Annotated in this window: 24 protein-coding genes and 1 pseudogene; 19 read left to right on the top strand and 6 right to left on the bottom strand. The window is 68.9% G+C overall.

Features of this window, described 5'->3' with window-relative positions; genetic code table 11:
* Positions 1-57 precede the first annotated feature (57 nt).
* Positions 58-1,260 (top strand): MFS transporter, encoded by a 1,203-nt coding sequence (locus tag BST17_RS20400; protein ID WP_083060723.1) that lies wholly within the window; start codon positions 58-60, stop codon positions 1,258-1,260.
* On the opposite strand, the gene BST17_RS20395 is transcribed toward BST17_RS20400, so the two are convergent.
* Genes BST17_RS20395 through BST17_RS20380 form a run of 4 tightly spaced genes read right to left on the bottom strand, consistent with a single transcriptional unit; the run spans position 1,229 to position 4,271 of the window.
* Positions 1,229-1,552, bottom strand: coding sequence for a DMT family transporter (locus tag BST17_RS20395; RefSeq protein ID WP_083060753.1), 324 nt, complete (start codon positions 1,550-1,552; stop codon positions 1,229-1,231). The two genes, BST17_RS20400 and BST17_RS20395, sit on opposite strands and share 32 nt — an antisense overlap.
* Positions 1,552-1,890 (bottom strand): DMT family transporter, encoded by a 339-nt coding sequence (locus BST17_RS20390; RefSeq protein WP_083060722.1) that lies wholly within the window; start codon positions 1,888-1,890, stop codon positions 1,552-1,554. The genes BST17_RS20395 and BST17_RS20390 overlap by 1 nt, the downstream gene beginning before the upstream one ends.
* 20 nt (positions 1,891-1,910) lie before the next feature.
* Positions 1,911-3,005 carry a hypothetical protein gene (locus BST17_RS20385; RefSeq protein WP_083060721.1) on the bottom strand — a complete coding sequence of 365 codons (1,095 nt, stop codon included), beginning with the start codon at positions 3,003-3,005 and terminating at the stop codon, positions 1,911-1,913.
* A 12-nt stretch (positions 3,006-3,017) separates the two neighbouring features.
* Positions 3,018-4,271 carry an acyl-CoA dehydrogenase family protein gene (locus BST17_RS20380; RefSeq protein WP_083060720.1) on the bottom strand — a complete coding sequence of 418 codons (1,254 nt, stop codon included), beginning with the start codon at positions 4,269-4,271 and terminating at the stop codon, positions 3,018-3,020.
* Positions 4,272-4,380: 109 nt separating this feature from the next.
* On the opposite strand from BST17_RS20380, the gene BST17_RS20375 reads away from it, so the two are divergent.
* The 5 genes and pseudogenes from BST17_RS20375 (at position 4,381) to BST17_RS20355 (ending at position 9,522) form a co-directional block, all read left to right on the top strand.
* Positions 4,381-5,934: a carboxylesterase/lipase family protein gene (locus tag BST17_RS20375; RefSeq protein ID WP_083060719.1), complete on the top strand. Its 1,554-nt coding sequence runs from the start codon at positions 4,381-4,383 to the stop codon at positions 5,932-5,934.
* 30 nt (positions 5,935-5,964) lie between these two features.
* A complete protein-coding gene (locus BST17_RS20370; RefSeq protein WP_083060718.1) occupies positions 5,965-6,912 on the top strand; it encodes a sterol desaturase family protein in 948 nt (315 codons plus the stop codon).
* Positions 6,913-6,922: 10 nt separating this feature from the next.
* Positions 6,923-8,329, top strand: coding sequence for an NAD(P)/FAD-dependent oxidoreductase (locus tag BST17_RS20365; protein WP_083060752.1), 1,407 nt, complete (start codon positions 6,923-6,925; stop codon positions 8,327-8,329).
* 105 nt (positions 8,330-8,434) lie between these two features.
* A pseudogene (locus tag BST17_RS20360) lies at positions 8,435-8,623 on the top strand (LysM peptidoglycan-binding domain-containing protein); the annotation flags it as partial.
* Between the two features lie 155 nt (positions 8,624-8,778).
* Positions 8,779-9,522, top strand: a complete 744-nt coding sequence (locus BST17_RS20355) for an Rv1815 family serine proteinase (RefSeq protein WP_083060716.1) — start codon at positions 8,779-8,781, stop codon at positions 9,520-9,522.
* Here BST17_RS20355 and BST17_RS20350 read toward each other — a convergent pair.
* Entirely contained in the window at positions 9,435-9,875 is a 441-nt protein-coding gene (locus BST17_RS20350) for a nitroreductase/quinone reductase family protein (RefSeq protein WP_083060715.1), read from the bottom strand. The genes BST17_RS20355 and BST17_RS20350 overlap by 88 nt on opposite strands.
* 101 nt (positions 9,876-9,976) lie before the next feature.
* Between BST17_RS20350 and BST17_RS20345 the strand changes: the two genes are divergently transcribed.
* The 3 genes from BST17_RS20345 to BST17_RS20335 are packed head-to-tail and all read left to right on the top strand — an operon-like array spanning position 9,977 to position 12,707.
* A complete protein-coding gene (locus BST17_RS20345) occupies positions 9,977-10,666 on the top strand; it encodes a TetR/AcrR family transcriptional regulator (RefSeq protein WP_083060714.1) in 690 nt (229 codons plus the stop codon).
* 45 nt (positions 10,667-10,711) lie between these two features.
* Complete coding sequence (locus BST17_RS20340; RefSeq protein WP_083060713.1) at positions 10,712-11,206, top strand: VOC family protein; 495 nt, start codon at positions 10,712-10,714, stop codon at positions 11,204-11,206.
* A gap of 19 nt (positions 11,207-11,225) precedes the next feature.
* A complete protein-coding gene (locus tag BST17_RS20335) occupies positions 11,226-12,707 on the top strand; it encodes an FAD-binding protein (protein WP_083060712.1) in 1,482 nt (493 codons plus the stop codon).
* A gap of 93 nt (positions 12,708-12,800) precedes the next feature.
* Here BST17_RS20335 and BST17_RS20330 read toward each other — a convergent pair whose 3' ends face one another.
* Positions 12,801-14,735: an ABC transporter ATP-binding protein/permease gene (locus BST17_RS20330; RefSeq protein ID WP_083060711.1), complete on the bottom strand. Its 1,935-nt coding sequence runs from the start codon at positions 14,733-14,735 to the stop codon at positions 12,801-12,803.
* Positions 14,736-14,883: 148 nt separating this feature from the next.
* On the opposite strand from BST17_RS20330, the gene secA2 reads away from it, so the two are divergent.
* The 10 genes from secA2 to BST17_RS20280 all read left to right on the top strand — a co-directional run bounded on the left by secA2 (position 14,884) and on the right by BST17_RS20280 (position 23,084).
* Positions 14,884-17,202 carry an accessory Sec system translocase SecA2 gene (gene secA2, locus BST17_RS20325; protein ID WP_456238128.1) on the top strand — a complete coding sequence of 773 codons (2,319 nt, stop codon included), beginning with the start codon at positions 14,884-14,886 and terminating at the stop codon, positions 17,200-17,202.
* Between the two features lie 10 nt (positions 17,203-17,212).
* Complete coding sequence (locus BST17_RS20320) at positions 17,213-17,854, top strand: CDP-alcohol phosphatidyltransferase family protein (RefSeq protein ID WP_083060709.1); 642 nt, start codon at positions 17,213-17,215, stop codon at positions 17,852-17,854.
* A complete protein-coding gene (locus tag BST17_RS20315; RefSeq protein WP_083060708.1) occupies positions 17,847-18,755 on the top strand; it encodes a DUF881 domain-containing protein in 909 nt (302 codons plus the stop codon). Before BST17_RS20320 ends, BST17_RS20315 begins: the two co-directional genes overlap by 8 nt.
* 16 nt (positions 18,756-18,771) lie before the next feature.
* On the top strand, positions 18,772-19,104 hold the full coding sequence (locus BST17_RS20310) for a small basic family protein (protein WP_083060707.1): 333 nt from the start codon (positions 18,772-18,774) through the stop codon (positions 19,102-19,104).
* Between the two features lie 2 nt (positions 19,105-19,106).
* Complete coding sequence (locus BST17_RS20305) at positions 19,107-19,886, top strand: DUF881 domain-containing protein (protein WP_083060706.1); 780 nt, start codon at positions 19,107-19,109, stop codon at positions 19,884-19,886.
* Positions 19,887-19,915: 29 nt separating this feature from the next.
* Positions 19,916-20,311, top strand: coding sequence for a glycine cleavage system protein GcvH (gene gcvH / locus BST17_RS20300; RefSeq protein WP_083060705.1), 396 nt, complete (start codon positions 19,916-19,918; stop codon positions 20,309-20,311).
* 203 nt (positions 20,312-20,514) lie between these two features.
* Entirely contained in the window at positions 20,515-20,979 is a 465-nt protein-coding gene (gene garA / locus BST17_RS20295; RefSeq protein WP_057166076.1) for a glycogen accumulation regulator GarA, read from the top strand.
* A 28-nt stretch (positions 20,980-21,007) separates the two neighbouring features.
* Positions 21,008-21,727, top strand: coding sequence for a transcriptional regulator FtsR (ftsR, locus tag BST17_RS20290; protein ID WP_165762316.1), 720 nt, complete (start codon positions 21,008-21,010; stop codon positions 21,725-21,727).
* A 48-nt stretch (positions 21,728-21,775) separates the two neighbouring features.
* On the top strand, positions 21,776-22,270 hold the full coding sequence (locus BST17_RS20285; RefSeq protein WP_083060704.1) for a bifunctional nuclease family protein: 495 nt from the start codon (positions 21,776-21,778) through the stop codon (positions 22,268-22,270).
* Between the two features lie 190 nt (positions 22,271-22,460).
* Positions 22,461-23,084, top strand: coding sequence for a MerR family transcriptional regulator (locus tag BST17_RS20280; RefSeq protein WP_083060703.1), 624 nt, complete (start codon positions 22,461-22,463; stop codon positions 23,082-23,084).
* The last annotated feature ends 31 nt before the right edge of the window (positions 23,085-23,115 follow it).

Genomic DNA, 23,115 nt, shown 5'->3' with positions numbered 1-23,115 from the left:
GCGGCCACGCCGGACCGGCCGGAGTCGCCGGCCCCGGCGTCAGTATCGTCGTCGGCCATGGTGTCCGGAGTCATGACCGTGCAGGACCGCCGGGCCAGGATCGCGGTGGCCGCGCTCTTCTTGACCAACGGCGCGATGTTCGCCAACCTGCTGCCCCGGTACCCGGAGATCAAGACCGACCTGGGCCTGTCGAATGCCGGTTACGGTGCCGTCGTCGCGGCATTCGCCACCGGCGCGCTGGTGGCAGGGCTGACCGCCGGCGCCGTCATCCGCAGGTTCGGGTCGGCGCGGGCCGCGGTCGGTTCCTCGGTGCTGCTGGCCGCTCTGATCGCGGCCGCCGGTCTGGCGGGCACACCGGCGTTGCTGGCCGGGGCGCTGTTCGTCGGCGGTGCCTGCGATGCGGTCACCGACGTCGCGCAGAACGCCCACGGCCTGCGGGTTCAGCAGCGTTACGGGCGGTCGATCATCAACTCCCTGCATGCGGTGTGGGCGGCCGGCGGCCTTCTCGGCGGCTCGATGGGTGCCGCGGCCATCGCCCTGGGGATCGACCGCGCGGTCCACCTCGGCATCGTCGCCGTGCTGTTCGCCGCGGTGGCACTGACGGCGTATCGGTTTCTGCTGTCCGGCCCGGATCATGTCGACGAACATCGCGACGGTGCCGTCGGCGCCGGGCGCCGGGCCGGCCCGCGGGTGTACGCGTTGCTGGCCGCGCTGATCATGATCGCCATTGCCGGCGCCGTCATCGAGGATGTGGGCGGTACCTGGGCCACGCTCTACCTGCGCGACGGGGTCGGCGCCGTGGGGCCGGTTGCGGTGCTCGGCTACGTCGCACTGATCGGGTGCATGTTCGTCGGACGGCTCACAGGTGATCGCATGGTGGACAGGTTCGGTGAGCGGGCGGTGACGGGGACCGGCGGTCTGGTGATCGCCGCGGGTATGGGCCTGGCCCTTGCTTTTCCGTCGGTGCCGGGCACGATCGCCGGTTTTGCGGCGGTCGGTCTGGGTGTCGCGACGCTGGTGCCGGCGGCCATGCACGGGGCCGACCGGCTGCCCGGGTTGCGTCCGGGTACCGGGCTGACCGCGGTGGCCTGGCTGATGCGGCTGGGATTCGTGGCCTCGCCACCGGTGATCGGGCTGATCGCCGATGCCGCCGGGCTGCGGACCGGACTTCTGCTGGTGCCTGCGGTGGGTCTGCTGGTCGCGGTACTCGCCGGCATCCCCGGTGTGCTCAGTGGACCACGCCGGCCATCTCGATCGTGAGCACCCCGGCCACGATCAGCGCGATCCCGGCGGCCATCTTCCAGGTCAGGGGGTCGGCGAAGAGCACCCGGGCGGCCACCGCGACCAGCGCGACACCACAGGCCGTCCACACGCCGTAGGCGACGCCGACCGGCATGCCCAGCGACAAGGACAGCCACAGCAGGGTGAATGAGATCGCATAGCCGGTGACCACCGGCGCGATCCAGCGTCGGCGACGGAATCCGTCGGAGGCCCGCAGCGCCAGCGTCGCGAGCACCTCCATGCCGATGGCGCCGGCCAGCGCCAGCCACATCACGGCGACACCTCGGCGGCGGGGTGCGATCCCAGTTCGACCAGCAGCACGCCGGCGATGATCAGCGCGATCCCCACCGCCAGCGGCCAGGTGAAGGCCTCACCGAAGACCACCGCCGCGATGGTGGCCGTCGCGGCGGTACCGGTCGCGCCCCAGATGCCGTAGGCCACGCCGATCGGCATACCGGCGCGCAGCACCGCCGCCATCAGCACGAACGCCGACACGTAACCGGTCACCACGACGATCAACCACGCCGAATGATCCTGGGAGGCGCGCAGAGACAACGTCGCGGCGACCTCGACGGCAATCGCTGCACCCAACAAGGCCCACTTGCGCACGCCGCTAACCTAGCCGGGCATCACGCCGGGGCGGCCTGCCGGGTCTCGAACAGTTCGTCCACCGCCGCCACCACCTGATCGAGCTGGTCGGCCGAATGCCTACCCAGCCCGCATTCGGTCGAGATGCCGAAGTGGGGCAGGAACTTCGCGGCCAGCGCGGCCCGGTAGCGGGCACCGGCGGCACCGTCCTCGGCATGCAGCAGCCCGAGGAAGAACTCGGTTTCCGGTTCGATCGCCAGATTCGCCAGCGGCTGCCAGTGCGCCAGCCGGTTCCAGGCCGTGACCGTGGCGGCCTGGATGGCATCGATGCGCCGCGGGACGTGGCGGGACAACCCGTTGGCCACCGCGACGATCACCGATGCGTCCCGCGGATGGACGTGCCGACCGCCGCGGGCGGCGGCCGCCTCGTCCGGTGGGTCCCCCATGAAGGGTGAGGCCCCGAACTTGGAGTCGCCGTAGCACAGGTGGAAGGTCAGCTCGACGTCCTCGTACACCCAGGAGGCCGGGCGTGCGGTGACGGCATAGATCTCCTCGAAGTCCTTGTACGGGTTGGGGAACCACCCTTCGACGGTGGCATCCTCGACCGGTAGGTCCCACTGGATCGCCAGATCCCGGTGTGGGATGGCGGCCTGGATCTGCTCGACGCTGTCGCGCAACGGCACCTCGTAGGCGCGGGCCACCTCGACCTGCGAATCGAAGTCGACGAAGAAGTTCACCGCGTTGAACGGTGTCGGGATGGACACCAGGAACTTGGACTCGGGTGCCAGTTCGCCGCGGTCCCGGGCGGCACGGAACTTTGCATACGAGGCGATGGCGTGGTCGGCGTAGTCGAATGCCGGGAATCGGATATCCGCCGCGGTGCTACCGGGTTTGAGTCGGGCCAGCCTGCGGCCTGCGATGTCGACCACGTCCAGCGTCGGGTTGTCCAGGAAGTGGGGCGTCTGCGTCAGCACCCAGTTGGCCCGGTCGCCGGGCTCACCATCGGGTACCCGCTTCACCCCGGCGGTGCGTCCCGCGTCGCGCCGCTGCAACCGGGTACCGACGAACCGGAAGGCATCCTCGACGGTGGGTTGGTTGATGCTGCCGGTCAGGTAGAAGTTGTTGTCATATCCCATGATCGGTACCTCCTAGAGGACCAGGCCCAGCCGCGGCGGCCGGGTGCCACGCAGCGTGTGGTTGCCCAGGTGGACGTATTTCCAGCGGGCCGGGTCGTGCAGTGAGTGGGTACGCACATTGCGCCAGTGCCGGTCCAGGTTCACCTCACCGTCGGTGCCGGCGGTGCCGGTGAGTTCGAAGATGCCGCCGGCGATCTCGACGCCGAACTCCTGGGCCAGCGCCTTGGCCGCGGCGACGGTAAGGCTGGCCTGCGCCGCCGCGTCGCGGGACAACTCCTCGGCGGCCTGACCCTCGTCCACCAGCGCCGCGCCGCGGGCCAGCAGCGCCTCCAGCGCCCACAACCGTGCGGTCAGTTCGCCGAACCGCCGCACGATGTGCGGCTCCTCGTCGGCGCGGTCGATCCCGGCGTCGAGCGCCTCCTTCCACGGCCGGGTCCGTGTCGACACGAACTGCGCGCCGTCTTCGAGTGCGGCGCGGGCGATCCCGATGTCGATCGCGGCGTGCAGGGCCTGGTCGTAGGCGCCCAGCACGGTCGGCGGGCCGTCTACCGGATCGGGTGCCGGCCCCTCCTCGATGACCAGGTCGTCCTCGACGACAACACGTTCGAGGCGCACCTCACCGCTGCGGGTGCCGCGTTGCCCGAACGCCGACCACTTCTCCAGATCGAGGGTGACGCCGTCCTGGTCGGGCCGGACGAACATCGTCGCCGTCTCACCGGGTTTGTCGGCCACCAGCGCGGCCACCGCGATCCAGCGTGCCCCCAGAGTTCCTGTGGCGTAGTACTTCACACCGTTGAGCTCCCAGGTACCGTCCGCGCGGCGCGTCACGGTGGTGCGCCGGTCCAGCGCACTGGCGGTGCCGCGTTCGGCGGTCGCGTTGCCCAGCTGACCACCGGCCAGGATATCGCCGTAGATGCGGGGCGCGGGCTGCTGGTCGATGGGCAGGCCCGAAATCGCCTGCGAGATAACGAAATGTGCCAGCAGCAGTTGCCCGACCGACCCGTCGCCGCGGGACAGTCTGCGCAGTACCTCAATCTGTATCGAGGCGGGCAGGCCGGGCCCGCCGTGCGCGGCGGGCACCGGAACGGAGAGCAGACCGGCCTCGGCGACCAGGCGCAGCTGCGGCTCCAGCGAGGTGCCCGCACGCTCGTATTCGGCTGACCGGGCGGCCAACTCGGTGGCCACCGCGTCGGCAGCGGCCAGCGCTGCCTCGGCGGTGTCCAGAACGGGGACGGTGGTGGCGGTTTCAGCGATGTCGATGGCCATGGCCGGTGAGGCTACGGTCACGTCGGGCCGGTGCCGAGGGTTGTGAGCAGCGCGAGTGAATGTATGGGTCGCATCACGAATCGGTGCGCGGGACCGGCGCGGTGCCACTATGGAGGACGTGACCGATACGCAGAATGCGGTGGACGACGCCGCCGTCGTCGATACCCGGTACGGCCCCGTGCGCGGGGGTGGCGACGGCACCGTCGAGCACTGGCTGGGCATCCGCTACGCCGCCGCGCCGGTCGGCGACCTGCGCTGGCGGGCGCCGCAGCCGCCGCAGCAGTGGACCGAGCCCGCTGACGCCACCCGGATGGGCCCGGTGTGCCCGCAGCCGACCGATCCGCGGGTGCCGCTGGATCTGGGCGCTCCGCAGGGGACCGACTGTCTGACGCTGAACATCTGGGCGCCGCGCCGGACCGGACAACCGAAGCCGGTGCTGGTCTGGGTGCACGGCGGCGCCTATGTGCTGGGCTCGAGTGCGCAGCCGCTCTACAACGGCCGGGTGCTGGCCGCCGACGGCGATGTCGTCGTGGTGACCGTCAACTACCGGTTGGGGGCATTCGGCTTCCTGGATCTGTCCTGGCTCGGCGACGGCTTCGACACCAATCCCGGTCTGCGCGACGTGCTCTTCGCGCTGCACTGGGTCCGCGACAACATCGCCAACTTCGGTGGCGACCCCGAACGGGTGACGCTGTTCGGCGAATCGGCCGGTGCCGGTGTGGTGACCACCCTGCTGGCCAGCCCGGCCGCCGAGGGTCTGTTCGGTCGGGCCATCGCGCAGAGCTCGCCGGTGACCTCCGTCTACGACCGGGAGCGGGCACAACGCATCGGCGCGCAGTTCCTCGGCGAACTCGGGATGACGGCTAGACAATCCGATCAGTTGGGCACGCTGCCGGTGCCTGCGATCATCGCCGCGTCCAAGCAGTTGTTCAACGATGTACCCCGACTCTCGCCCGGCACGTTGGGTTTCGCGCCCATCGTCGACGGCGACCTGGTACCCGACTATCCGGTACAGGTCGCCCGCGCCGGCCGTACCCTTCCGGTACCCCTGATCATCGGGACCAATGAGCACGAGGCAGCGTTGTTCCGTTGGATGCGCTCACCGCTGCTGCCGATCACCGGCCGGGCCATCACCGAGATGTTCGCTGCCATCGCCGCCGAGCAGCCCGAGCTGCAGATCCCCGACCAGGCGCAGATCGGTGCGGTGTACCGGGGGCGGGGCAAGAAGCCCGGGCTCGGCGTCGCGCGCGACGTGGGGTTCCGGATGCCGACGATCTGGTTCGCCGAGGGACACGGCGAGGTCGCCCCCGTCTACATGTACCGGTTCGACTGGTCCACCCCGATGCTGCGCGCGGTCGGGTTGGGCGGCGCGCACGCCACCGAGCTGCCCTACGTCTTCGGCAACCTGGTCGCCGGCCGCCGTGACCCGACCTTCAAGCTGGGCGGGCTGGCCGCCGGTACCGAGGTGTCCCGCCGGATGCGGGCGCGCTGGTGCAATTTCGCCGCAGGCGGGACCCCCGCCGCCGAGGGCGCGCCGCCGTGGCGCCGCTACGACCACGAGGACCGGGCCAACCTGCTGATCGGCCGCGTGGACCAGGTGGTCTCCGACCCCGACCGCGTCCAGCGCGGAACCTGGGGCACGGAGGTACTCAGCTTCCGCTGAGCCGGATATGTGACCCGATAGGCTCCAGGCATGGATGCCGTCGCCGGGTTGCTCGACGCGCTGCCGCCGCAGATGCGCGATCCGGTGCTGTTCGCCATCCCGTTCTTCCTGCTGCTGCTCATCCTGGAGTGGACCGCCGCACGCCGGCTCGAACATCTGGATTCGCAGCGCAGCCCGGCGGGGGCCTATCAGCGGCGCGACGCGTGGGCGAGCCTGTCGATGGGGTTGGTGTCGGTGGCCACCACCGCGGCGTGGAAGGCCGGTGCGCTGCTGGGCTACGCAGCCATCTACGCCTACCTCGCGCCCTGGCAGCTGCCCGCCGACCGGTGGTACACGTGGGTCATCGCGTTGCTCGGGGTGGATCTGCTGTTCTACACCTATCACCGCGTCGCGCACCGGGTCCGGCTCATCTGGGCCACCCATCAGGCCCATCACTCCAGCCGGTACTACAACTTCGCCACCGCCCTGCGGCAGAAGTGGAACAACAGCGGCGAGATCCTGATGTGGATTCCGCTGCCCCTGCTGGGGGTGCCGCCCTGGATGGTGTTCGCCAGCTTTTCGGTGAACCTGATCTACCAATTCTGGGTGCACACCGAGCGTATCGACAAGCTGTGGCGGCCAATCGAATTCGTCTTCAACACGCCGTCGCACCACCGCGTGCACCATGGCATGGACCCGGAGTACCTGGACAAGAACTACGGTGGCATCCTGATCATCTGGGACCGGATGTTCGGCAGCTATCAGGACGAGTTGTTCCGGCCGCACTATGGATTGACCAAACAGGTCGAGACCTTCAACATCTGGACGCTGCAGACCCACGAGTACGTCGCCATCGCCCGTGATGTACGCCGCGCGCGCCGCTGGCGGGACAAGCTCGGCTATGCGTTCGGCCCGCCCGGGTGGTCGCCCCGACCGGTCGGCGATGGGCCGGCGGTGTCACCGACCGAAGCGTCGGCGGCCGCTGCACCGAGCACGTAGGGTGCCCAGGGTGAGAACCGTCTTCGATGCCCATGTCGACCCCGCGCTGATCGAACGTTCGCTGGCGACAAGCACGTTCGCTCCCATGTGGCTGGACATCTGGCGCCCGGACTATCCGCGGCTGACCGGCTCGCAGGACTGCGATCTGCTGGTGGTCGGCGGCGGATACACGGGACTGTGGGCGGCCCTGCACGCCGCCGAACGGCACCCCGACCGCAAGGTCGTGCTGATCGAGGCCGACCGCATCGGGTGGGCCGCCTCCGGACGCAACGGCGGCTTCGTCGACGCCAGCCTGACCCACGGGACCGAGAACGGTAAGTCAAGGTGGGCAGCTGAATTCGATACGCTCGAAGAACTCGGTAGGCAGAACCTGGACGGGATGGCCGCCGATATCGAGCGACTCGGGCTCGACGCCGAGTGGGAGCGCACCGGCATGCTCACGGTGGCCACCGAACCGCATCAGGTGGACTGGCTGGCCGAGTCGGCGGCGGCGGGGGAGGGCAGCTTCCTGGACGCGGACCAGGTGCGCGCGCAGGTCAACTCGCCGACCTACCGGGCGGGGCTGTTCGAACCGGACACCTGTGCCCTGGTGCATCCGGCAAAGCTGGCCGTGGAACTGGCGCGCGCCTGCCGGGAGGCCGGTGTGCAGATCCACGAGCAGACCAGGGCGCAGTCGCTGGAGTCGGCCGACGGTGGCCTGCGGGTCGGCACCGGCTCGGGCGTGCTGACCGCGCGGCAGGTCGTGTTGGCCACCAACGTGTTTCCCAGCCTGCTGCGGCGTAATCGGTGGTTCACCGTGCCGGTGTATGACTATGTGCTGTCCACCGAGCCGCTGACCGCCGCGCAGCTCGACCGGATCGGCTGGGCCGGCCGCCAGGGTGTCGGGGACTGCGCCAACCAGTTCCACTACTACCGGCTCAGCGCCGACAGCCGCATCGTGTGGGGCGGTTATGACGCCGTCTATCACTTCGGCCGGCGGGTCGATCCGGCCTACGAGGACCGGCCGCAGACCTACCGGCGGTTGGCCGAGCACTTCTTCATCACCTTCCCGCAGCTCGACGATGTCCGGTTCAGCCACCGGTGGGCCGGCGCCATCGACACCAACACCCGGTTCTGCGCGCACTGGGGCACCGCACACCGCGGGCGGGTCGCCTATGTCAACGGGTTCACCGGCCTGGGCGTGGGCGCGACCCGGTTCGCCGCCGATGTCTGTCTCGACCTGTTGGACGGGGTGTCGACGCCGCGCACCCGGTTGGAGATGGTGCGCAGGAAGCCGCTCCCATTCCCGCCGGAACCTGTCGCCTCGGTGGGAATCCAGGCAACCCGGTGGTCGCTGGACCGCGCCGACCATGCGGCCGGCCGGCGCAATCTGCTGCTGCGCACCCTGGACAAGCTGGGCCTGGGCTTCGACTCCTGATCGGACTTGTGTGGCGGGTTCAAACCGGGCCGCCCACGCGCGGTGGTGTCTACGCTGGTGGGACGAGGGGAGAACGCCATGGGGATTCGACTTCAACGCGCCAGGAAGCCCGAACCGGCTCCGGCGTCACCGTGCCCGGGGCCGCGGACCTACGCCGTGGTGTCCGGCGACACGTTGTGGGGGATCGCGGAACGGTTCTACGGCGACGGCAACCAGAGCCGGCGAATCGCGGATGCCAGCGGTCTCACCGACGTCGATCTGGTCCATCCCGGACAGATCCTCACCCTGCCGTAGGGGGTCGAGAACGTTACGTTATGGTGCGCGTGTTACTGGTGTGACACACGGGCTGTTACGAGACGTGTGGTGTAACGAGATCTGACCGTTATCCGATTCCCCTGACAGCACCCCGGTAGCTTCGTCCGCAAGGGGTGGGAGGATCGGAGGGCTGGATGCGTGCACGGCGGTTCCTGACGATGGTCGCGGCGGCCGCCGCGGCCGTGACGCTGTCCCCGGCGGCCCCGGCCGGCGCCGATCCGGGCGTCACGGTGCACCCCGGCATGGAGATCCGGCAGGGCAGCACGATGTGCACGCTCGGATTCGTCGATCCCGTGGCCCGGGTGGCCTTCACGGCCGGTCACTGCCGCGGCGAGGGCCCGGTCACCGATCGGTTCGGCAACGTCGTCGGTGCGATGGCCCTCTTCGATGACAACACCCCGGACGGTGCCACGGTCACCGGCGACCACCAACTCGCCGACTGGGGCGCCATCACCCTGCATCCCGATGTCGCGGTCAACACCGCGCTGCCCGGCGGGCGCCCGTTGGTGATGGACCAGTCGCTGCCGGTGCAACAGCCGGGGCAGCCGGTCTGCCACTTCGGCATCGTGACCGGCGAGAGCTGCGGGACGGTCGCCGCCGTCAACAACGGCTGGTTCACCATGAAGGACGGTGTGGTCAGTCAGAAGGGTGACTCCGGCGGTCCGGTGTACGTCGTGGGGCCCGACGGCAACGCCGTCATCGTCGGCCTGTTCAACAGCACCTGGGGCGGCGCCCCGACCGCGGTGTCCTGGCAGGCCACCGTCCCGCGGATCCGCGAGGCGGTCGGTACTCAGCCGGCCAGCTCGAACACCGGTATCGAGGCGGCGATCTCCCTGACCTCGGATTCGGTCGACGAGGGCGTCAGCCCGCCGGCGTGACCCTTCACTTCCCAGAACCAACGATCCAGATAACGCCGGATCAGATCCGGCTTCTCCGCATCGGCGATCTCCACCACGCGTAGCCGGGTGCGCCTCCATCGCGGGCCGGTTTCCACGAACCCTGCCGCCCGGGCGTTGCGTACCCACTGCGTGTTCCCGCGGGTGGCCACCACATAATCGCGGCCGTCGACGGTCAACACGTTGACCACGACCGGCCGCCACTTGCCGGTCGTGCGGCCGCGCACCCGCAGCGCGCGACTGCCGGCGATCTCGACACCCAATTCGGCCAGTTGCCGGATGACGGCGTTGGCTGCCCGGGCGAGGCGGTTCGGTTCGTCGTAACGAGTGGTCATCTCGATCCTTTCAAAGTGTGAGCGGTGCTCTCTTTTCAACTGTGACATCGACTCGCCAGAAATTCAAGAGCAGTGTTCTCGTTTGTGGCAGACTGGCCGCCGTGGGCAAGCGGCAGGACACCCGGGAACGGATCGAGGCGGCGATCATCGAGGTCGGACGTCGGCACCTGGTCACCGATGGGGCGGCCGGTCTGTCGCTGCGGGCGATCGCCCGCGACCTCGGCATGGTGTCCTCGGCCGTCTATCGCTATGTCGCCGGTCGCGATGATCTGCTGACACTGCTCCTGGTCGATGCCTACGACGAACTCGCCGACGCGGTCGATGCCGCCGCGGCGTCCGGGCCGTGGGGAACCCGGTTCGCAGCGCTGGCTCATGCCGCGCGCGCCTGGGCGCTGGCGCAGCCCGCGCGCTGGGCGCTGCTCTACGGCAGTCCGGTGCCCGGGTATCACGCGCCGGCCGAGTTGACGGTGGGGCCGGGCACCCGGGTGATCGCCACACTGTTCGCGGTCATCGCCGACGGCGTGCGCGACGGAGTGGTGATGGATCCGAAAGGTGCTGTCGGCGAACCGGTTTCCTCCGATTTCGACGGTATCCGGCAGGAGTTCGGTTTTGCCGGCGGTGACCGGCTGATGATTCGGTGCCTGCTCGTCTGGGCCGCGCTGGTCGGTGCCATCAGCCTGGAGGTGTTCGGGCAGTACGGGGCGGACACCCTCACCGACCCGCGCGCGGTGTTCGACGCCCAGATCGAGGTGCTGGCGCGCACCTTGACCGGCGACGCGGGGCAAAACTAGAACCTGTTCTAGCCATCCCGGCGCGCTGGCGATATTCTCACTGCGATGGCTGATCAGACACCTGTCCAGGTTGCCTGGGTGACCGGCGACCTCGACGCCACCGAGCGGCTTCTCACCGCGCTGCTCGGTACGCGGTCGTGGTTCCGCATGCCCGGTGTGCACTTCGGGCCGGACGGCTGCACCCATCGCGGTGCGCCGGCGGACTTCGTCGCCGACATCTCGCTGAGCTATGCCGGTGATCTGCAGCTCGAGCTGATCGCCCCGGTGCGCGGCGACAGCATCTACGCCGAATTCCTGGCGGCCTCCGGCCCCGGTCTGCATCACATCTGCCGCGCGGTTCCCGACGAGGACGCCTTCGAGGCCGCGCTGCACGAGGCCGGCGCCGCCGGTGCCCCCGTCGTCACCCGGGGCGTGATGCCCGGCGGCATGCGCTTCGGTTACGTCGACGGCGCCGCCGCCGGCGTGCCCTACCTCGAGATCGCCTATATCCCGGACGAGATTCAGGCCTTCTTCGACCACATCAAACAGCAGCAACAGTGACCGCGCCCGAGGAGACAACATGACCCTGCAGCAGATCCCGGCCACCGTCGGTGCCACCGAAGCCGGCGCCTTCTCCGACGACGTCGACGTGGTGGTCGTCGGGTTCGGCATCGCCGGGGGGTGCGCGGCGGTGACGGCGGCCGAGTCCGGCGCCCGGGTGCTGGTGCTGGAGCGGGCCGCCGCGGCGGGGGGCACCACCTCGATGGCCGGCGGGCACTTCTACCTCGGTGGCGGTACAGCGGTGCAGCAGGCGACCGGGCACGAGGACAGTCCCGAGGAGATGTACAAGTATCTGGTCGCGGTGACCGAGGATCCGGAGCTGGACAAGATCCGTGCCTACTGCGACCAGAGTGTCGAACACTTCGATTGGCTTGAGTCGCTTGGCTTTCAGTTCGAGCGCAGCTATTACCCGGGCAAGGTCGTGGTGCCGCCGGGCACCGAGGGGTTGTCCTACACCGGCAATGAGAAGGTGTGGCCGTTCATCGAGCAGGCCAGGCCGGCGCCGCGGGGCCATTCGGTGCCGGTGCCCGGCGAACTCGGCGGCGCCGACATGGTGATCCAGTTGTTGCTCAAGCGGGCCGCCGAACTCGGCGTGCAGTTCCGCTATGAGACCGGTGCCACCAACCTGGTCGTCTCCGACGGTGCCGTGGTCGGCGTGGCGTGGAAGCACTTCACCGAAACCGGTGCGGTCAAGGCGAAATCGGTCGTCATCGCGGCGGGTGGGTTCGCGATGAACGCCGAGATGGTGGCGCAGTACACCCCCGAGCTCGGGCAGGAACGCAAAACCAAGCATCACGGCATGGTGGCGCCGTACATCCTGGGCAACCCGAACGACGACGGCCTGGGCATCAAGCTGGGCGTGTCGGCGGGCGGGGTGGCCAAGAATCTGGACCAGGCGTTCATCACCGCGGCGGCCTACCCGCCGGAGATCCTGTTGACCGGGGTGATCGTGAACAAGGACGGCCGGCGGTTCGTCGCCGAGGATTCCTACCATTCCCGCACCTCGGCGTTCGTGCTCGAGCAGCCCGACCAGGCCGCCTACCTCATCGTCGACGAGGCGCACATGCAGATGCCCGAGATGCCGCTGATCAAGTTCATCGACGGCTACGAGACCGTCGCCGAGATCGAAGAGGCGCTGGGGATCCCGTCCGGAAATCTGGCGGCCACCCTGGAGCGCTACAACGCCAACGCAGCGGACGGGGTCGACCCCGATTTCCACAAGCAGCCGGATTACCTCGCCGCCCAGGACACCGGGCCATTTGCGGTCTTCGACCTCACGCTCGGGGTGGCGATGTACTCCGGGTTCACCATGGGTGGCTTGACGGTGTCACTGGACGGCGAGGTGCTCGACGCGGCAGGTGCCCCGATCCCCGGGCTGTACGCGGCGGGGGCGTGTGCGTCCAACATCGCCCGTGACGGTAAGGGGTACGCCAGCGGGGTACAGCTGGGCGAGGGCTCGTTCTTCGGGCGGCGGGCGGGCGGACACGCGGCGCAGCGGTAGGTGAGACGTCGCACCGAACGTCGGCTTGTGTGCGAGATCTCGACGATTCTTCGCACCCAAGCCGACACTCGAACCGAGGACGTCAGGCCGGGACTACTCCGGTGCGGGCGCCGTGCGGGGCTTGCCGGTCTCGGCGTCGACGTCACCGAGCACCCACTGGCCGCCGCCGAGCAGATGCAGATGCTGCTCGTGATGCTGACCGACGGTGCTGCGATGGGTGACGCTGACCAGGATGGTGTCCGGCAGCTCCCGGCGCACCAGGTTGTACATGGTGTACTCCAGGCCCTCGTCCAGCGCCGAGGTGGCCTCGTCGAGGAAGACCACCCGCGGTTTGGTCAGCAGCACCCGCGCGAATGCGATGCGCTGCTGCTCGCCGGGTGAGAGCACCTTGACCCAGTCGGCCACCTCGTTCAGGCGGCCGGCCAACTGCGGCAGCGACACCTTCTCCAGTGCGCTCGTCAGTTCTGCGTCGGTGAGCTCATCGGGACCCTTGGGGTAGGACACCACGGCGCGCAGGTCACCGAGCGGCACATAGGGCATCTGCGACAGGAAGATCGTCTCGTTGATGCCGTCCGGGCAGCGCAGCGTGCCGCTGGTGAACGGCCACAGCTGGGCGAGGCTGCGCAGCAGGGTCGTCTTGCCGGTGCCGGACTGGCCGGTGATGATCAGGGTGTCCCCGGGATACATCGACAGGTTCAGGTCTTCGATCAGCACCTCGCCGGATGGCGTCTGGACGTCGACGTCCTGGATCTCGACCGGGCAGCTGCCGCACGGCTCGACGGTCAGCTCGGGCAGCGCGCGGCCCTCTTCGTTGGCGATCACCAGGCCGTGCAGACGGATGATCGACGCCCGCCAGCCGGCGAACGCGTCATAGGAGTTACGGAAGAACGACAGCGAATTCTGGATGCTGCCGAACGCCGACGAGGTCTGCGAGACATCGCCGAGCTGGATCTCGCCGGCGAACAGGCGCGGCGCCTGGATGATCCACGGCAACGGATTGATGATCTGGCTGACCGTCAGGTTCCAGCCGTAGAACCCGATGGACCGGTTCAGGTAGCGCTTGTAGTTGGCGACGATCGGTTCGAACCGCTTGCGCAGCTGCACCCTTTCGGCGACCTCGCCGCGGTAGAACGCCACCGACTCCGAGGCGTCGCGCAAGCGCACCAGCGCGTACCGGAAGGCGGCGTTGTACTTCTCGTTGTCGAAGGTCAGCCGGATGATGGGGCGGCCGATCCAGAACGCGATGACCGTGGCGATGAGCACGTAGACGATCGCGATCCAGAACATCGCGCGCGGGACGTTGACGCCGAACATCTCGTAGTTGCCCGACAGGTTCCACAGAATCGCGGTGAACGAAATGACCGATGCGATGGCCTCGATCGCCCCGAACAGCAGGGTCGCGCCGCTGGTGTTGTTCGGGGTGTTGGGCAGCGGTCCGATGTTGGCGGTGAAGATGTCGATATCGGCCTGGATGCGCTGATCCGGGTTGTCGATGGTGTCGTCGATGAACCGGCTGCGGTAGTACGCCTTGCCGTCGAGCCAGTCGTTGGTCAGCCGCCCGGTCAGCCAGGCGCGCCAGGCCAACATGAACCGCTGCATCATGAACAGGTCGAGCATCACCCGGGTCACGTGGATGGTGGCCAGCACCGCGAAAGTCCAGATGGCGAACCAGAATCCGTCGACCCCGGACTGACGGACGGCCTCGTCGCCGCCGGACAGGCCCTGCACCGCAACCTGGGCCGCGCTCATCATGTCGTTGCCCTGGAAGCTCAGCAGCACGTCGATGCGCACGCCGGCGATGACCGACAGCAGGATCGCCGACAGCCACAACCAGACCCTCAGCGATTCCCGACCGGAGAAATAGGAACCGGTGACGCGCCAGAACTGCCGACCCCAGGTGGTGAACTTCGCCAACAGCACCAGCACCACCAGGGTGCTCACCGCCGCGATGGCCCACGCCCGGGCGATCCAGATGAGCGAGGTGACCAGCTCGTCGCCCCAGTCCAGGGTCGGGGTGAACATCTCCATGCGGGCAAGGTACCTCGTGCGGCTGTCCGGAGGGAGTTGCGCAGCCGCGGCGCCGTCCGCACGGCGCTGCTGCCACGGTGTTGCTCCCGCGTACCGTATGACTGTGGCTGTGAGTTCCAAGACCTCCAAGGCGTCCAAATCCGGCGGCGTGAAGACCGGACGGTTGAGCAACCGGTTCTGGAAGCTGCTGGGTGCCAGCACCGACAAGGACCAGGCGAAGTCCATGACCGCGGTGCGGGCATCGGCCACTTTCGACGACAAGGCCGCCGGGCTCGACGACGAGCAACTGCGCAAGGCCGCCGGGCTGCTGAACCTCGACGATCTCGCCGACTCGTCGGACATCCCGCAGTTCCTGGCGCTGGTCCGGGAGGCCTCCGAACGCGCGATCTCGCTGCGCCCGTTCGATGTTCAGCTCCTGGGCGCGCTGCGCATGCTGGCCGGCGATGTCGTCGAGATGGCCACCGGTGAGGGCAAGACCCTGGCCGGCGCCATCGCCGCCGCCGGATACGCCATCGGCGGCCGCAGCGTGCACGTGATCTCCGTCAACGACTACCTGGCCCGCCGCGATGCCGAGTGGATGGGACCGCTGCTGGAGGCGCTCGGCCTCACCGTCGGCTGGCTGACCGCGGACTCCACCCCCGAGCAGCGGCGCGCGGCCTACGCGTGCAACGTGACCTACGGGTCGGTCAACGAGATCGGCTTCGACGTGCTGCGCGATCAGCTGGTCACCTCCGTCGACGACCTGGTCTCACCCAGCCCGGACGTGGCGCTCATCGACGAGGCGGACTCGGTGCTGGTCGACGAGGCCCTGGTGCCGCTGGTGCTGGCGGGCACCTCGCACCGCGAGACCCCGCGGGTGGAGATCATCCGTCTGGTCGGCGAGCTGCGTGAGGGCACCGAGTACGAGACCGACGCCGACCGCCGCAACGTGCAGCTCACCGACGCCGGGGCGCGCAAGCTGGAGGCCGCGCTGGGCAACATCGACCTGTACTCCGAGGAGCACGTCGGTACGACGCTGACCGAGATCAACGTGGCGCTGCACGCGCACGTGCTGCTGGAGCGCGATGTGCACTACATCGTCCGCGACGATGCGGTGCACCTGATCAACGCCTCGCGTGGCCGGATCGCCTCCCTGCAGCGCTGGCCGGACGGGTTGCAGGCCGCGGTCGAGGCCAAGGAGGGCATCGACATCACCGAGACCGGTGAGGTGCTCGACACCATCACCGTGCAGGCACTGATCAACCGCTATCCGCGGGTCTGCGGGATGACCGGCACCGCGCTGGCGGCCGGTGAGCAGCTGCGCCAGTTCTACAAGCTCGGCGTGTCACCGATCCCGCCGAACACCCCGACCGTGCGCGAGGACGAGGCCGACCGGGTCTACATCACGGTGGCGGCCAAGAACGACGCCATCGTCGAGCACATCACCGAGGTGCATGCGACCTCGCAGCCCATCCTGGTCGGCACCCGCGATGTCGCCGAATCCGAGGAACTGCACGAGCGGCTGCTCAAGGCCGGCATCCCGGCGGTGGTGCTCAACGCGAAGAACGACGCCGAGGAGGCCGCCGTCATCGCCGAGGCCGGCGCACGGGGCCGGGTCACCGTGTCCACCCAGATGGCCGGCCGCGGTACCGACATCCGCCTGGGCGGCTCCGACGTCGACGAGGACGACGCCGAGAAGGAGCGCGTCGCCGAACTCGGCGGCCTGCACGTCATCGGCACCGGCCGGCACTACACCGAACGGCTGGACAACCAGCTGCGCGGCCGTGCCGGGCGGCAGGGCGACCCCGGATCCTCGGTGTTCTTCTCCAGCTGGGAGGACGATGTCGTCGTCGCCCACCTGGACCCGACCAAGTTGCCGCTGCAGCACGACGGGGACGGCCGGATCACCAGCCCCAAGGCCGCCGCGCTGCTGGACCACGCCCAGCGGGTGGCCGAGGGCAAGACCCTGGACCTGCATGCCAACACCTGGCGCTACAACCAGCTGACCGCACAGCAGCGCGCCATCCTGGTCGACCGTCGCGACACCCTGCTGCGCACCGACGCCGCCCGGGAGGAACTCGAAGAGCGTTCGCCCAAGCGGTACGCCGAGATCGCCGAGAAGGTGTCGCAGGAACGCCTGACCGAGATCTGCCGGCTGATCATGCTGTATCACCTGGACCGCGGCTGGGCCGACCACCTGGCGTACCTGGCCGACATCCGGGAGAGCATCAGCCTGCGCGCGCTGGGCAACCAGAGTCCGCTGGACGAGTTCCACCGGATGGCGGTCGACGCGTTCGCCTCGCTGGCCGCCGACGCGATCGAGGCGGCCCAGCAGACCTTCGACACCGCCAACATCGTCGACGGTGATGCCGGCCTGGACCTAACCCGGCTGGCGCGGCCCACCTCGACGTGGACGTACATGATCCACGACGACCCGCTGGCCGACAACGCCATGTCGGCGCTGAGCCTGCCGGGTGTGTTCCGCTAGGTTTCTAGCCATGGGCGGGCCCGAAGCGGGGGAGACACAGCGCGACCCGGGTCGGGATCGGGTGCTCACCATCCCGAATGTGCTCTCGGTGATCCGGCTGATCCTGGTACCGGTCTTCCTGTACCTGCTGCTGATAACCGATCAGATCGCACTCGCCGTCGCGATTCTCATGTTCAGCGGGTTCTCCGACTGGGCGGACGGCAAGATCGCCCGGCTGGTGGACAACCAGTCCTCCCGGCTCGGCGAGCTGCTGGACCCCGCCGTGGACCGCATCTACATGGTGGTGGTCCCGGTGGCGCTGGCCGCCGCCGGCGTGGTGCCGTGGTGGTTCGTCATCGTGCTGCTGGGTCGTGACCTGGTACTGGCGGCGACCCTGCCGCTGCTGCGTTCCCGCGGGCTGACCGCGCTGCCGGTCACCTATCTGGGGAAGGGCGCCACCTTCGCGCTGATGTCCGGACTGCCGCTGGTGCTGCTCGGGCAGTTCGACGCGCTGTGGAGCCGGGTCATCCTGGCCTGCGGCTGGGCGTTCCTGATCTGGGGTCTGGCGTTGTACCTGTGGTCGGCGGTGCTCTACCTGGCGCAGGTCCGGCTGGTGCTACGACGGCTGCCGCGCCGCGCCGCGCCGCCGCGTAAGCGGGTCGGCGATGGTTGAGCGGTCGGGTTCGCTGGGTGGCTACAACCCGCGGGCCGGACTGAATGCTCACGAAGCCGGTGCGCCGCAACGCATCCCGGTGCCATCGCTGCTTCGTTCGCTGCTCACCGACCATCTGGATCCCGGTTATGCCGCGGCGGCCGCCACCCGGGCGACGGCGCCGCCCAGGCGCGCCAGGAATTGGGCATGGACGTTGCTGGCCGGACTGACGGTGGGGGCGGTGTTCGCCGCGGCGGCATCGCAGGCTCAGTCGCTGGCCCCGGCGAACCGGCAGACCCAGCTGGTGCTCTCCGAGAGCGCGCGCGCCGCCGAATCGCGCACCGACGCGGTCGAGGCGTCCCGCGACGAACTGTCCGCCGAGGTGGAAACCGAGCGGCGCAGCCGACTGGCCGGTGACGAGCAGGGCCGGGCGCTGCTGGCCCGGCTCGACGAGGCCGAATTCGCCGCCGCCGTCACCCCCGCGATCGGTCCGGGCGTCACCGTCACCGTCACCGATCCCGGGGTGTCCCCCGATCTGACCGATGTCAGCAAGCAGCGGGTCGCGGGCAGCCGGCAGGTCATCCTGGACCGCGATCTGCAGCTGGTGGTCAACTCGTTGTGGGTCGGCGGCGCGGAGGCCGTCTCCGTCGGCGGGGTGCGGGTGGGGCCCAACGTGACCATCCGCCAGGCCGGTGGTGGCATCCTCGTCGACAACCGGCCCATCACCAGTCCGTACGCGGTGGTCGCGCTGGGCCCGCCGCACGGCATCGCCGATGTGTTCGCCCGCAGCCCCGGCATGCAACGGCTCGCGCTGCTCCAGCAGTCCTACGGGGTCGGCGTTACGGTCAGTACCGGCGAGGCCCTCAACGTGCCGGGCGGTTCGACCCGCGAGATCCGCTTCGCCAGAGAGATCGGGCGATGAACCCCATGGGGCAGACATGATCGGCATCGCGGCACTCGTCGTCGGCATCGTGCTCGGGCTGGTGTTCCACCCCGACGTGCCCGAGGCCATCCAGCCGTATCTGCCTATCGCGGTGGTCGCCGCGCTCGACGCCGTGTTCGGTGGCCTGCGCGCCTATCTGGAGCGCATCTTCGACTCGAAGGTGTTCGTGGTGTCCTTCGTCTTCAACGTGCTGGTGGCCGCGCTCATCGTCTACGTCGGGGACCAGCTCGGTGTCGGCACCCAGCTGTCCACCGCGATCATCGTGGTGCTCGGTATCCGGATCTTCGGCAACGCCGCCGCGTTGCGCCGTCGGCTGTTCGGGGCGTGATGATGGCCGAGCACACCGTCCGCGAGGAGCCCGATCACGGCAGGCACGAGATGCCCGACGATGCCGCGCCGCGGGTCCGGCGCAGTCGGTCGCAGCTGGTGTTCGGCACGCTCGGGGTCCTGCTGTGCCTGCTGCTCGGTGTCGCGATCGCCACCCAGGTCCGGCAGACCAGCTCCGGGGACTCGCTGGATTCCGCGCGCCCGGCCGACCTGCTGGTGCTGCTGGACTCGCTGCAGCAGCGCGAGGCCGCACTCAACACCGAGGTCGCCGATCTGCAGCAGACCCTCAACTCGCTGCAGGCCTCCGGCAGCAGCGACCAGGCGGCCATCGAGAACGCCCAGGCCCGCCTCGAGGCGCTGTCGATCCTCATCGGCACCGTCGCCGCCGTCGGACCGGGTGTGACGATCACCATCGAGGACGCCACCCGCGGCGTGTCGCCGGAAACCATGCTCGATGTCATCAACGAGCTGCGGGCCGCCGGCGCCGAGGCGATGGAGCTGCGCGGATCGGGGAATGTCGATGCGATCAGGGTGGGGGTGGACACCTGGGTGGTCGGTGCCCCCGGTGCGCTGATCATCGACGGTGTCACCGTCGGCGCCCCGTATTCGGTTCTGGCCATTGGGGATCCCCCGACGCTCGCGGCGGCGATGAACATCCCCGGTGGAGCGATGGACAGCGTCAAGCGGGTCGGCGGGACGATGACGGTCACCCAGTCCGAGGTCGTCGATGTGACCGCCTTGCGGCAACCGAAACCTCGCCAATACGCTCAGCCCGTCAAGTGAGTCCGCGTGAATCCGCCCAAAGGAGCCCAGTGAGCGAGATCCCGTCCGATCTGCAGTACACCGCCGAGCACGAGTGGGTGCGCCGCACCGGTGCGGACACCGTGCGGGTGGGCATCACCGACTACGCGCAGGCCGCGCTCGGCGACGTGGTGTTCGTGCAGTTGCCCGACGTCGGGACGGCGGTGAGCGCCGGTGACAGTTTCGGTGAGGTGGAGTCCACCAAGTCGCTGTCGGATCTGTACGCGCCGATCACCGCGAAAGTCGTTGCGGTCAACGGTGAGCTGGAGACCAATCCGGAGCTGGTGAACTCCGATCCGTACGGTGCCGGCTGGCTGGTGGAACTGCAGACCGAGACGGCCCCGGAGCCCGGTGCGCTGCCGGATCTGTTGGACGCTGACGGCTACCGGGCAATCCTGCCCGAGTAGGTGTTGTTAGGGTTTTGCGGATCGGTTCATCAAGGACAGGCGTGCGCACGACCGCGTCAGACGGATCCGGCGGTGGTGGACCCAACGGCCTGCCAAGCGCGGTACCGTCGACGTAAGACGTAAACCACGGTCGTTGGGGGCTGCCGGACAGCCCCGACGGCCACCGGCCAGGCACGCCACAGCAGCCAGCAGAGGAGCAGCGGGTGACGGAGAACAGCAACTTTCAGGCCGACCAGTCCGACGAAGTGACGGTGGAGACGACCTCGGTTTTCCGCGCCGACTTCCTCAACGAATTGGATGCCCCGGCCAGCACCGGCACCGAGAGTTCGGTGTCGGGCGTCGAAGGTTTGCCTGCGGGTTCGGCACTTCTCGTCGTCAAGCGCGGCCCCAATGCCGGCTCGCGCTTCCTGCTCGACCAGGCCACCACCTCGGCCGGTCGCCATCCCGACAGCGACATCTTCCTCGACGACGTGACGGTCAGCCGCCGGCATGCGGAGTTCCGGCTGGAGTCCGGGGAGTTCCAGGTCGTCGACGTCGGCAGCCTGAACGGCACCTACGTCAACCGCGAACCGGTCGACTCGGCCGTGCTGGCCAACGGCGACGAGGTGCAGATCGGCAAGTTCCGGCTGGTCTTCCTGACCGGTCCCAAGACCGACGACGCCGGCTGAGGCGCCGGAGCGCCTGCGCGAGGACCAGATGACCCAACCGGACCCGGCGCCCGCCGGGATGTCCATCGGAGCAGTGCTGGATCTGCTGCGCCCGGACTTCCCGGATGTCACCATCTCGAAGATCCGGTTCCTGGAGGCCGAGGGCCTGGTCACCCCGCAGCGCTCGGCGGCCGGGTACCGGCGGTTCACCGCCTACGATTGTGCCCGGCTGCGGTTCGTCCTGACCGCGCAGCGTGACCAGTACCTGCCGCTGAAGGTCATCAAGGCCCAGCTCGATGCCCAGCCCGACGGCGAACTGCCGGCCAGTTCCGGCTACCCCACCCCGCGCCTGGTGCAGACCGACGGCGCGGCCGGCGACGAGGCGATCGCCCCGGCGCAGGTGCGACTGAGCCGCGAGGATCTGCTGTCCCGGTCGGGTATCGACAACACCACCCTGTCGGCGCTCGTCACCGCCGGGGTCATCCGACCCGGACCGGCCGGGTTCTTCGACGAGCATTCGGTGACCATCGCCCAGTGCGCGCAGGCTCTCGCCGACTACGGTGTGGAGCCGCGCCATCTGCGGGCGTTCCGGTCGGCCGCCGACCGGCAGTCCGACCTGATCGCCCAGATCGCCGGACCGGTGGCCGCGGCGGGCAAGGCCGGTGCGCGCGACCGCGCCGACGATCTGGCCCGCGAGGTCGCCGCGCTGGCGATCACCTTGCACACATCGTTGATCAAGTCGGCCGTGCGCGACGTTCTCGACCGGTGAGGACTAGACTTTTCCGCAGACGGCTTCTTCGCGGAAGGCAGGCAGGCGATGGGTGAGGTTCGGGTTGTCGGTATTCGCGTGGAGCAGCCCCAGAATCAACCGGTGCTGCTGCTGCGCGAGTCCAACGGCGATCGTTACCTGCCCATCTGGATCGGCCAGCCGGAAGCGCAGGCCATCGCCCACGAGCAGCAGGGCATCGAGGCGGCACGACCGCAGACCCACGACCTGATCCGCGATCTCATTGCTGCGTTGGGGCATTCGCTCAAAGAGGTGCGCATCGTCGATCTGCGCGAGGGCACCTTCTATGCGGATCTGATCTTCGACCGCGATATCAAGGTCTCGGCCCGGCCGTCGGATTCGGTGGCCATTGCGCTGCGCGTCGGTGTGCCGATCTACGTCGAGGAGTCGGTGCTCGCCGAGGCGGGTCTGTTGATCCCGGACGAGAACGACGAGGACTCCGCCGAGCCGGTGCGCGAGGACGAGGTGGAGAAGTTCAAGGAGTTCCTCGACAGTGTGTCGCCCGATGATTTCAAGGCGACCTGACCAAGATCACGGATGCGTCTCGTGATGTCGACACGCGGTGCGTGTGTGAGCCGCGAGTTGGACGGGCAGCCATAATTTTGATCGACGACGAGCAGTAGCGGCAATGTGTTGAGCGTATGCTCGACACATTCGAACCCGGGCGGGACGCGGTATGTCCCACAGCGCGGGGGCGACGGCGAGAGGATGGACTGTGGGCGAGACGCCACATCAGGGGGAGTTGGATCTGTCTTCTGCCGGCGGGTCCAGCCCGTCCGTGGGCAGCGCACCCAGCGAGCCCGTGCAGGGCGGCCTGTTCCCGGATGACTCGATCCCCGACGAACTGGTCGGCTACCGCGGGCCGAGCGCCTGCCAGATCGCCGGTATCACCTACCGGCAGCTGGACTACTGGGCGCGCACCTCACTGGTGGTGCCCTCGATCCGCGGCGCGGCCGGTTCGGGCAGCCAGCGCCTCTACTCGTTCAAGGACGTCCTGGTCCTCAAGATCGTCAAGCGACTGCTGGACACCGGCATCTCGCTGCACAACATCCGCGTCGCGGTCGATCACCTACGTCAGCGCGGTGTGCAGGACCTGGCCAACATCACGCTGTTCTCCGACGGGACCACCGTCTACGAGTGCACCTCCGCCGAAGAGGTCGTCGACCTGCTGCAGGGCGGTCAGGGAGTGTTCGGTATCGCGGTCTCCGGTGCCATGCGGGAGCTGACCGGCGCCATCGCCGACTTCCCGGGTGAGCGCGCCGACGGCGGCGAGTCCATCGCCGCGCCCGAGGACGAACTCGCCTCGCGGCGCAAGACCCGCGACCGCAAGATCGGCTAGCCAGCCCCTCCCTTCCTTTCCCGGCGAGCGT

This window comes from Mycolicibacterium bacteremicum (genome assembly GCF_002086115.1).
GTDB lineage: Bacteria > Actinomycetota > Actinomycetes > Mycobacteriales > Mycobacteriaceae > Mycobacterium > Mycobacterium bacteremicum.
The sequence above is the reverse complement of the archived record's forward strand: the minus strand, read 5'-3'. Positions and strand labels throughout refer to the sequence as shown.

Bases quoted from the DNA above. Each gene is read 5' to 3' on its own strand.
- BST17_RS20400 (WP_083060723.1), top strand. From the start codon at position 58: ATGGTGTCCGGAGTCATGACCGTGCAGGACCGCCGGGCCAGGATCGCG.
- BST17_RS20395 (WP_083060753.1), bottom strand. From the start codon at position 1,552: ATGTGGCTGGCGCTGGCCGGCGCCATCGGCATGGAGGTGCTCGCGACG.
- BST17_RS20385 (WP_083060721.1), bottom strand. From the start codon at position 3,005: ATGGGATATGACAACAACTTCTACCTGACCGGCAGCATCAACCAACCC.
- BST17_RS20380 (WP_083060720.1), bottom strand. From the start codon at position 4,271: ATGGCCATCGACATCGCTGAAACCGCCACCACCGTCCCCGTTCTGGAC.
- BST17_RS20375 (WP_083060719.1), top strand. From the start codon at position 4,381: ATGGAGGACGTGACCGATACGCAGAATGCGGTGGACGACGCCGCCGTC.
- BST17_RS20370 (WP_083060718.1), top strand. From the start codon at position 5,965: ATGGATGCCGTCGCCGGGTTGCTCGACGCGCTGCCGCCGCAGATGCGC.
- BST17_RS20355 (WP_083060716.1), top strand. From the start codon at position 8,779: ATGCGTGCACGGCGGTTCCTGACGATGGTCGCGGCGGCCGCCGCGGCC.
- BST17_RS20350 (WP_083060715.1), bottom strand. From the start codon at position 9,875: ATGACCACTCGTTACGACGAACCGAACCGCCTCGCCCGGGCAGCCAAC.
- BST17_RS20340 (WP_083060713.1), top strand. From the start codon at position 10,712: ATGGCTGATCAGACACCTGTCCAGGTTGCCTGGGTGACCGGCGACCTC.
- BST17_RS20335 (WP_083060712.1), top strand. From the start codon at position 11,226: ATGACCCTGCAGCAGATCCCGGCCACCGTCGGTGCCACCGAAGCCGGC.
- BST17_RS20330 (WP_083060711.1), bottom strand. From the start codon at position 14,735: ATGGAGATGTTCACCCCGACCCTGGACTGGGGCGACGAGCTGGTCACC.
- BST17_RS20320 (WP_083060709.1), top strand. From the start codon at position 17,213: ATGGGCGGGCCCGAAGCGGGGGAGACACAGCGCGACCCGGGTCGGGAT.
- BST17_RS20315 (WP_083060708.1), top strand. From the start codon at position 17,847: ATGGTTGAGCGGTCGGGTTCGCTGGGTGGCTACAACCCGCGGGCCGGA.
- BST17_RS20310 (WP_083060707.1), top strand. From the start codon at position 18,772: ATGATCGGCATCGCGGCACTCGTCGTCGGCATCGTGCTCGGGCTGGTG.
- BST17_RS20305 (WP_083060706.1), top strand. From the start codon at position 19,107: ATGGCCGAGCACACCGTCCGCGAGGAGCCCGATCACGGCAGGCACGAG.
- ftsR (WP_165762316.1), top strand. From the start codon at position 21,008: ATGACCCAACCGGACCCGGCGCCCGCCGGGATGTCCATCGGAGCAGTG.
- BST17_RS20285 (WP_083060704.1), top strand. From the start codon at position 21,776: ATGGGTGAGGTTCGGGTTGTCGGTATTCGCGTGGAGCAGCCCCAGAAT.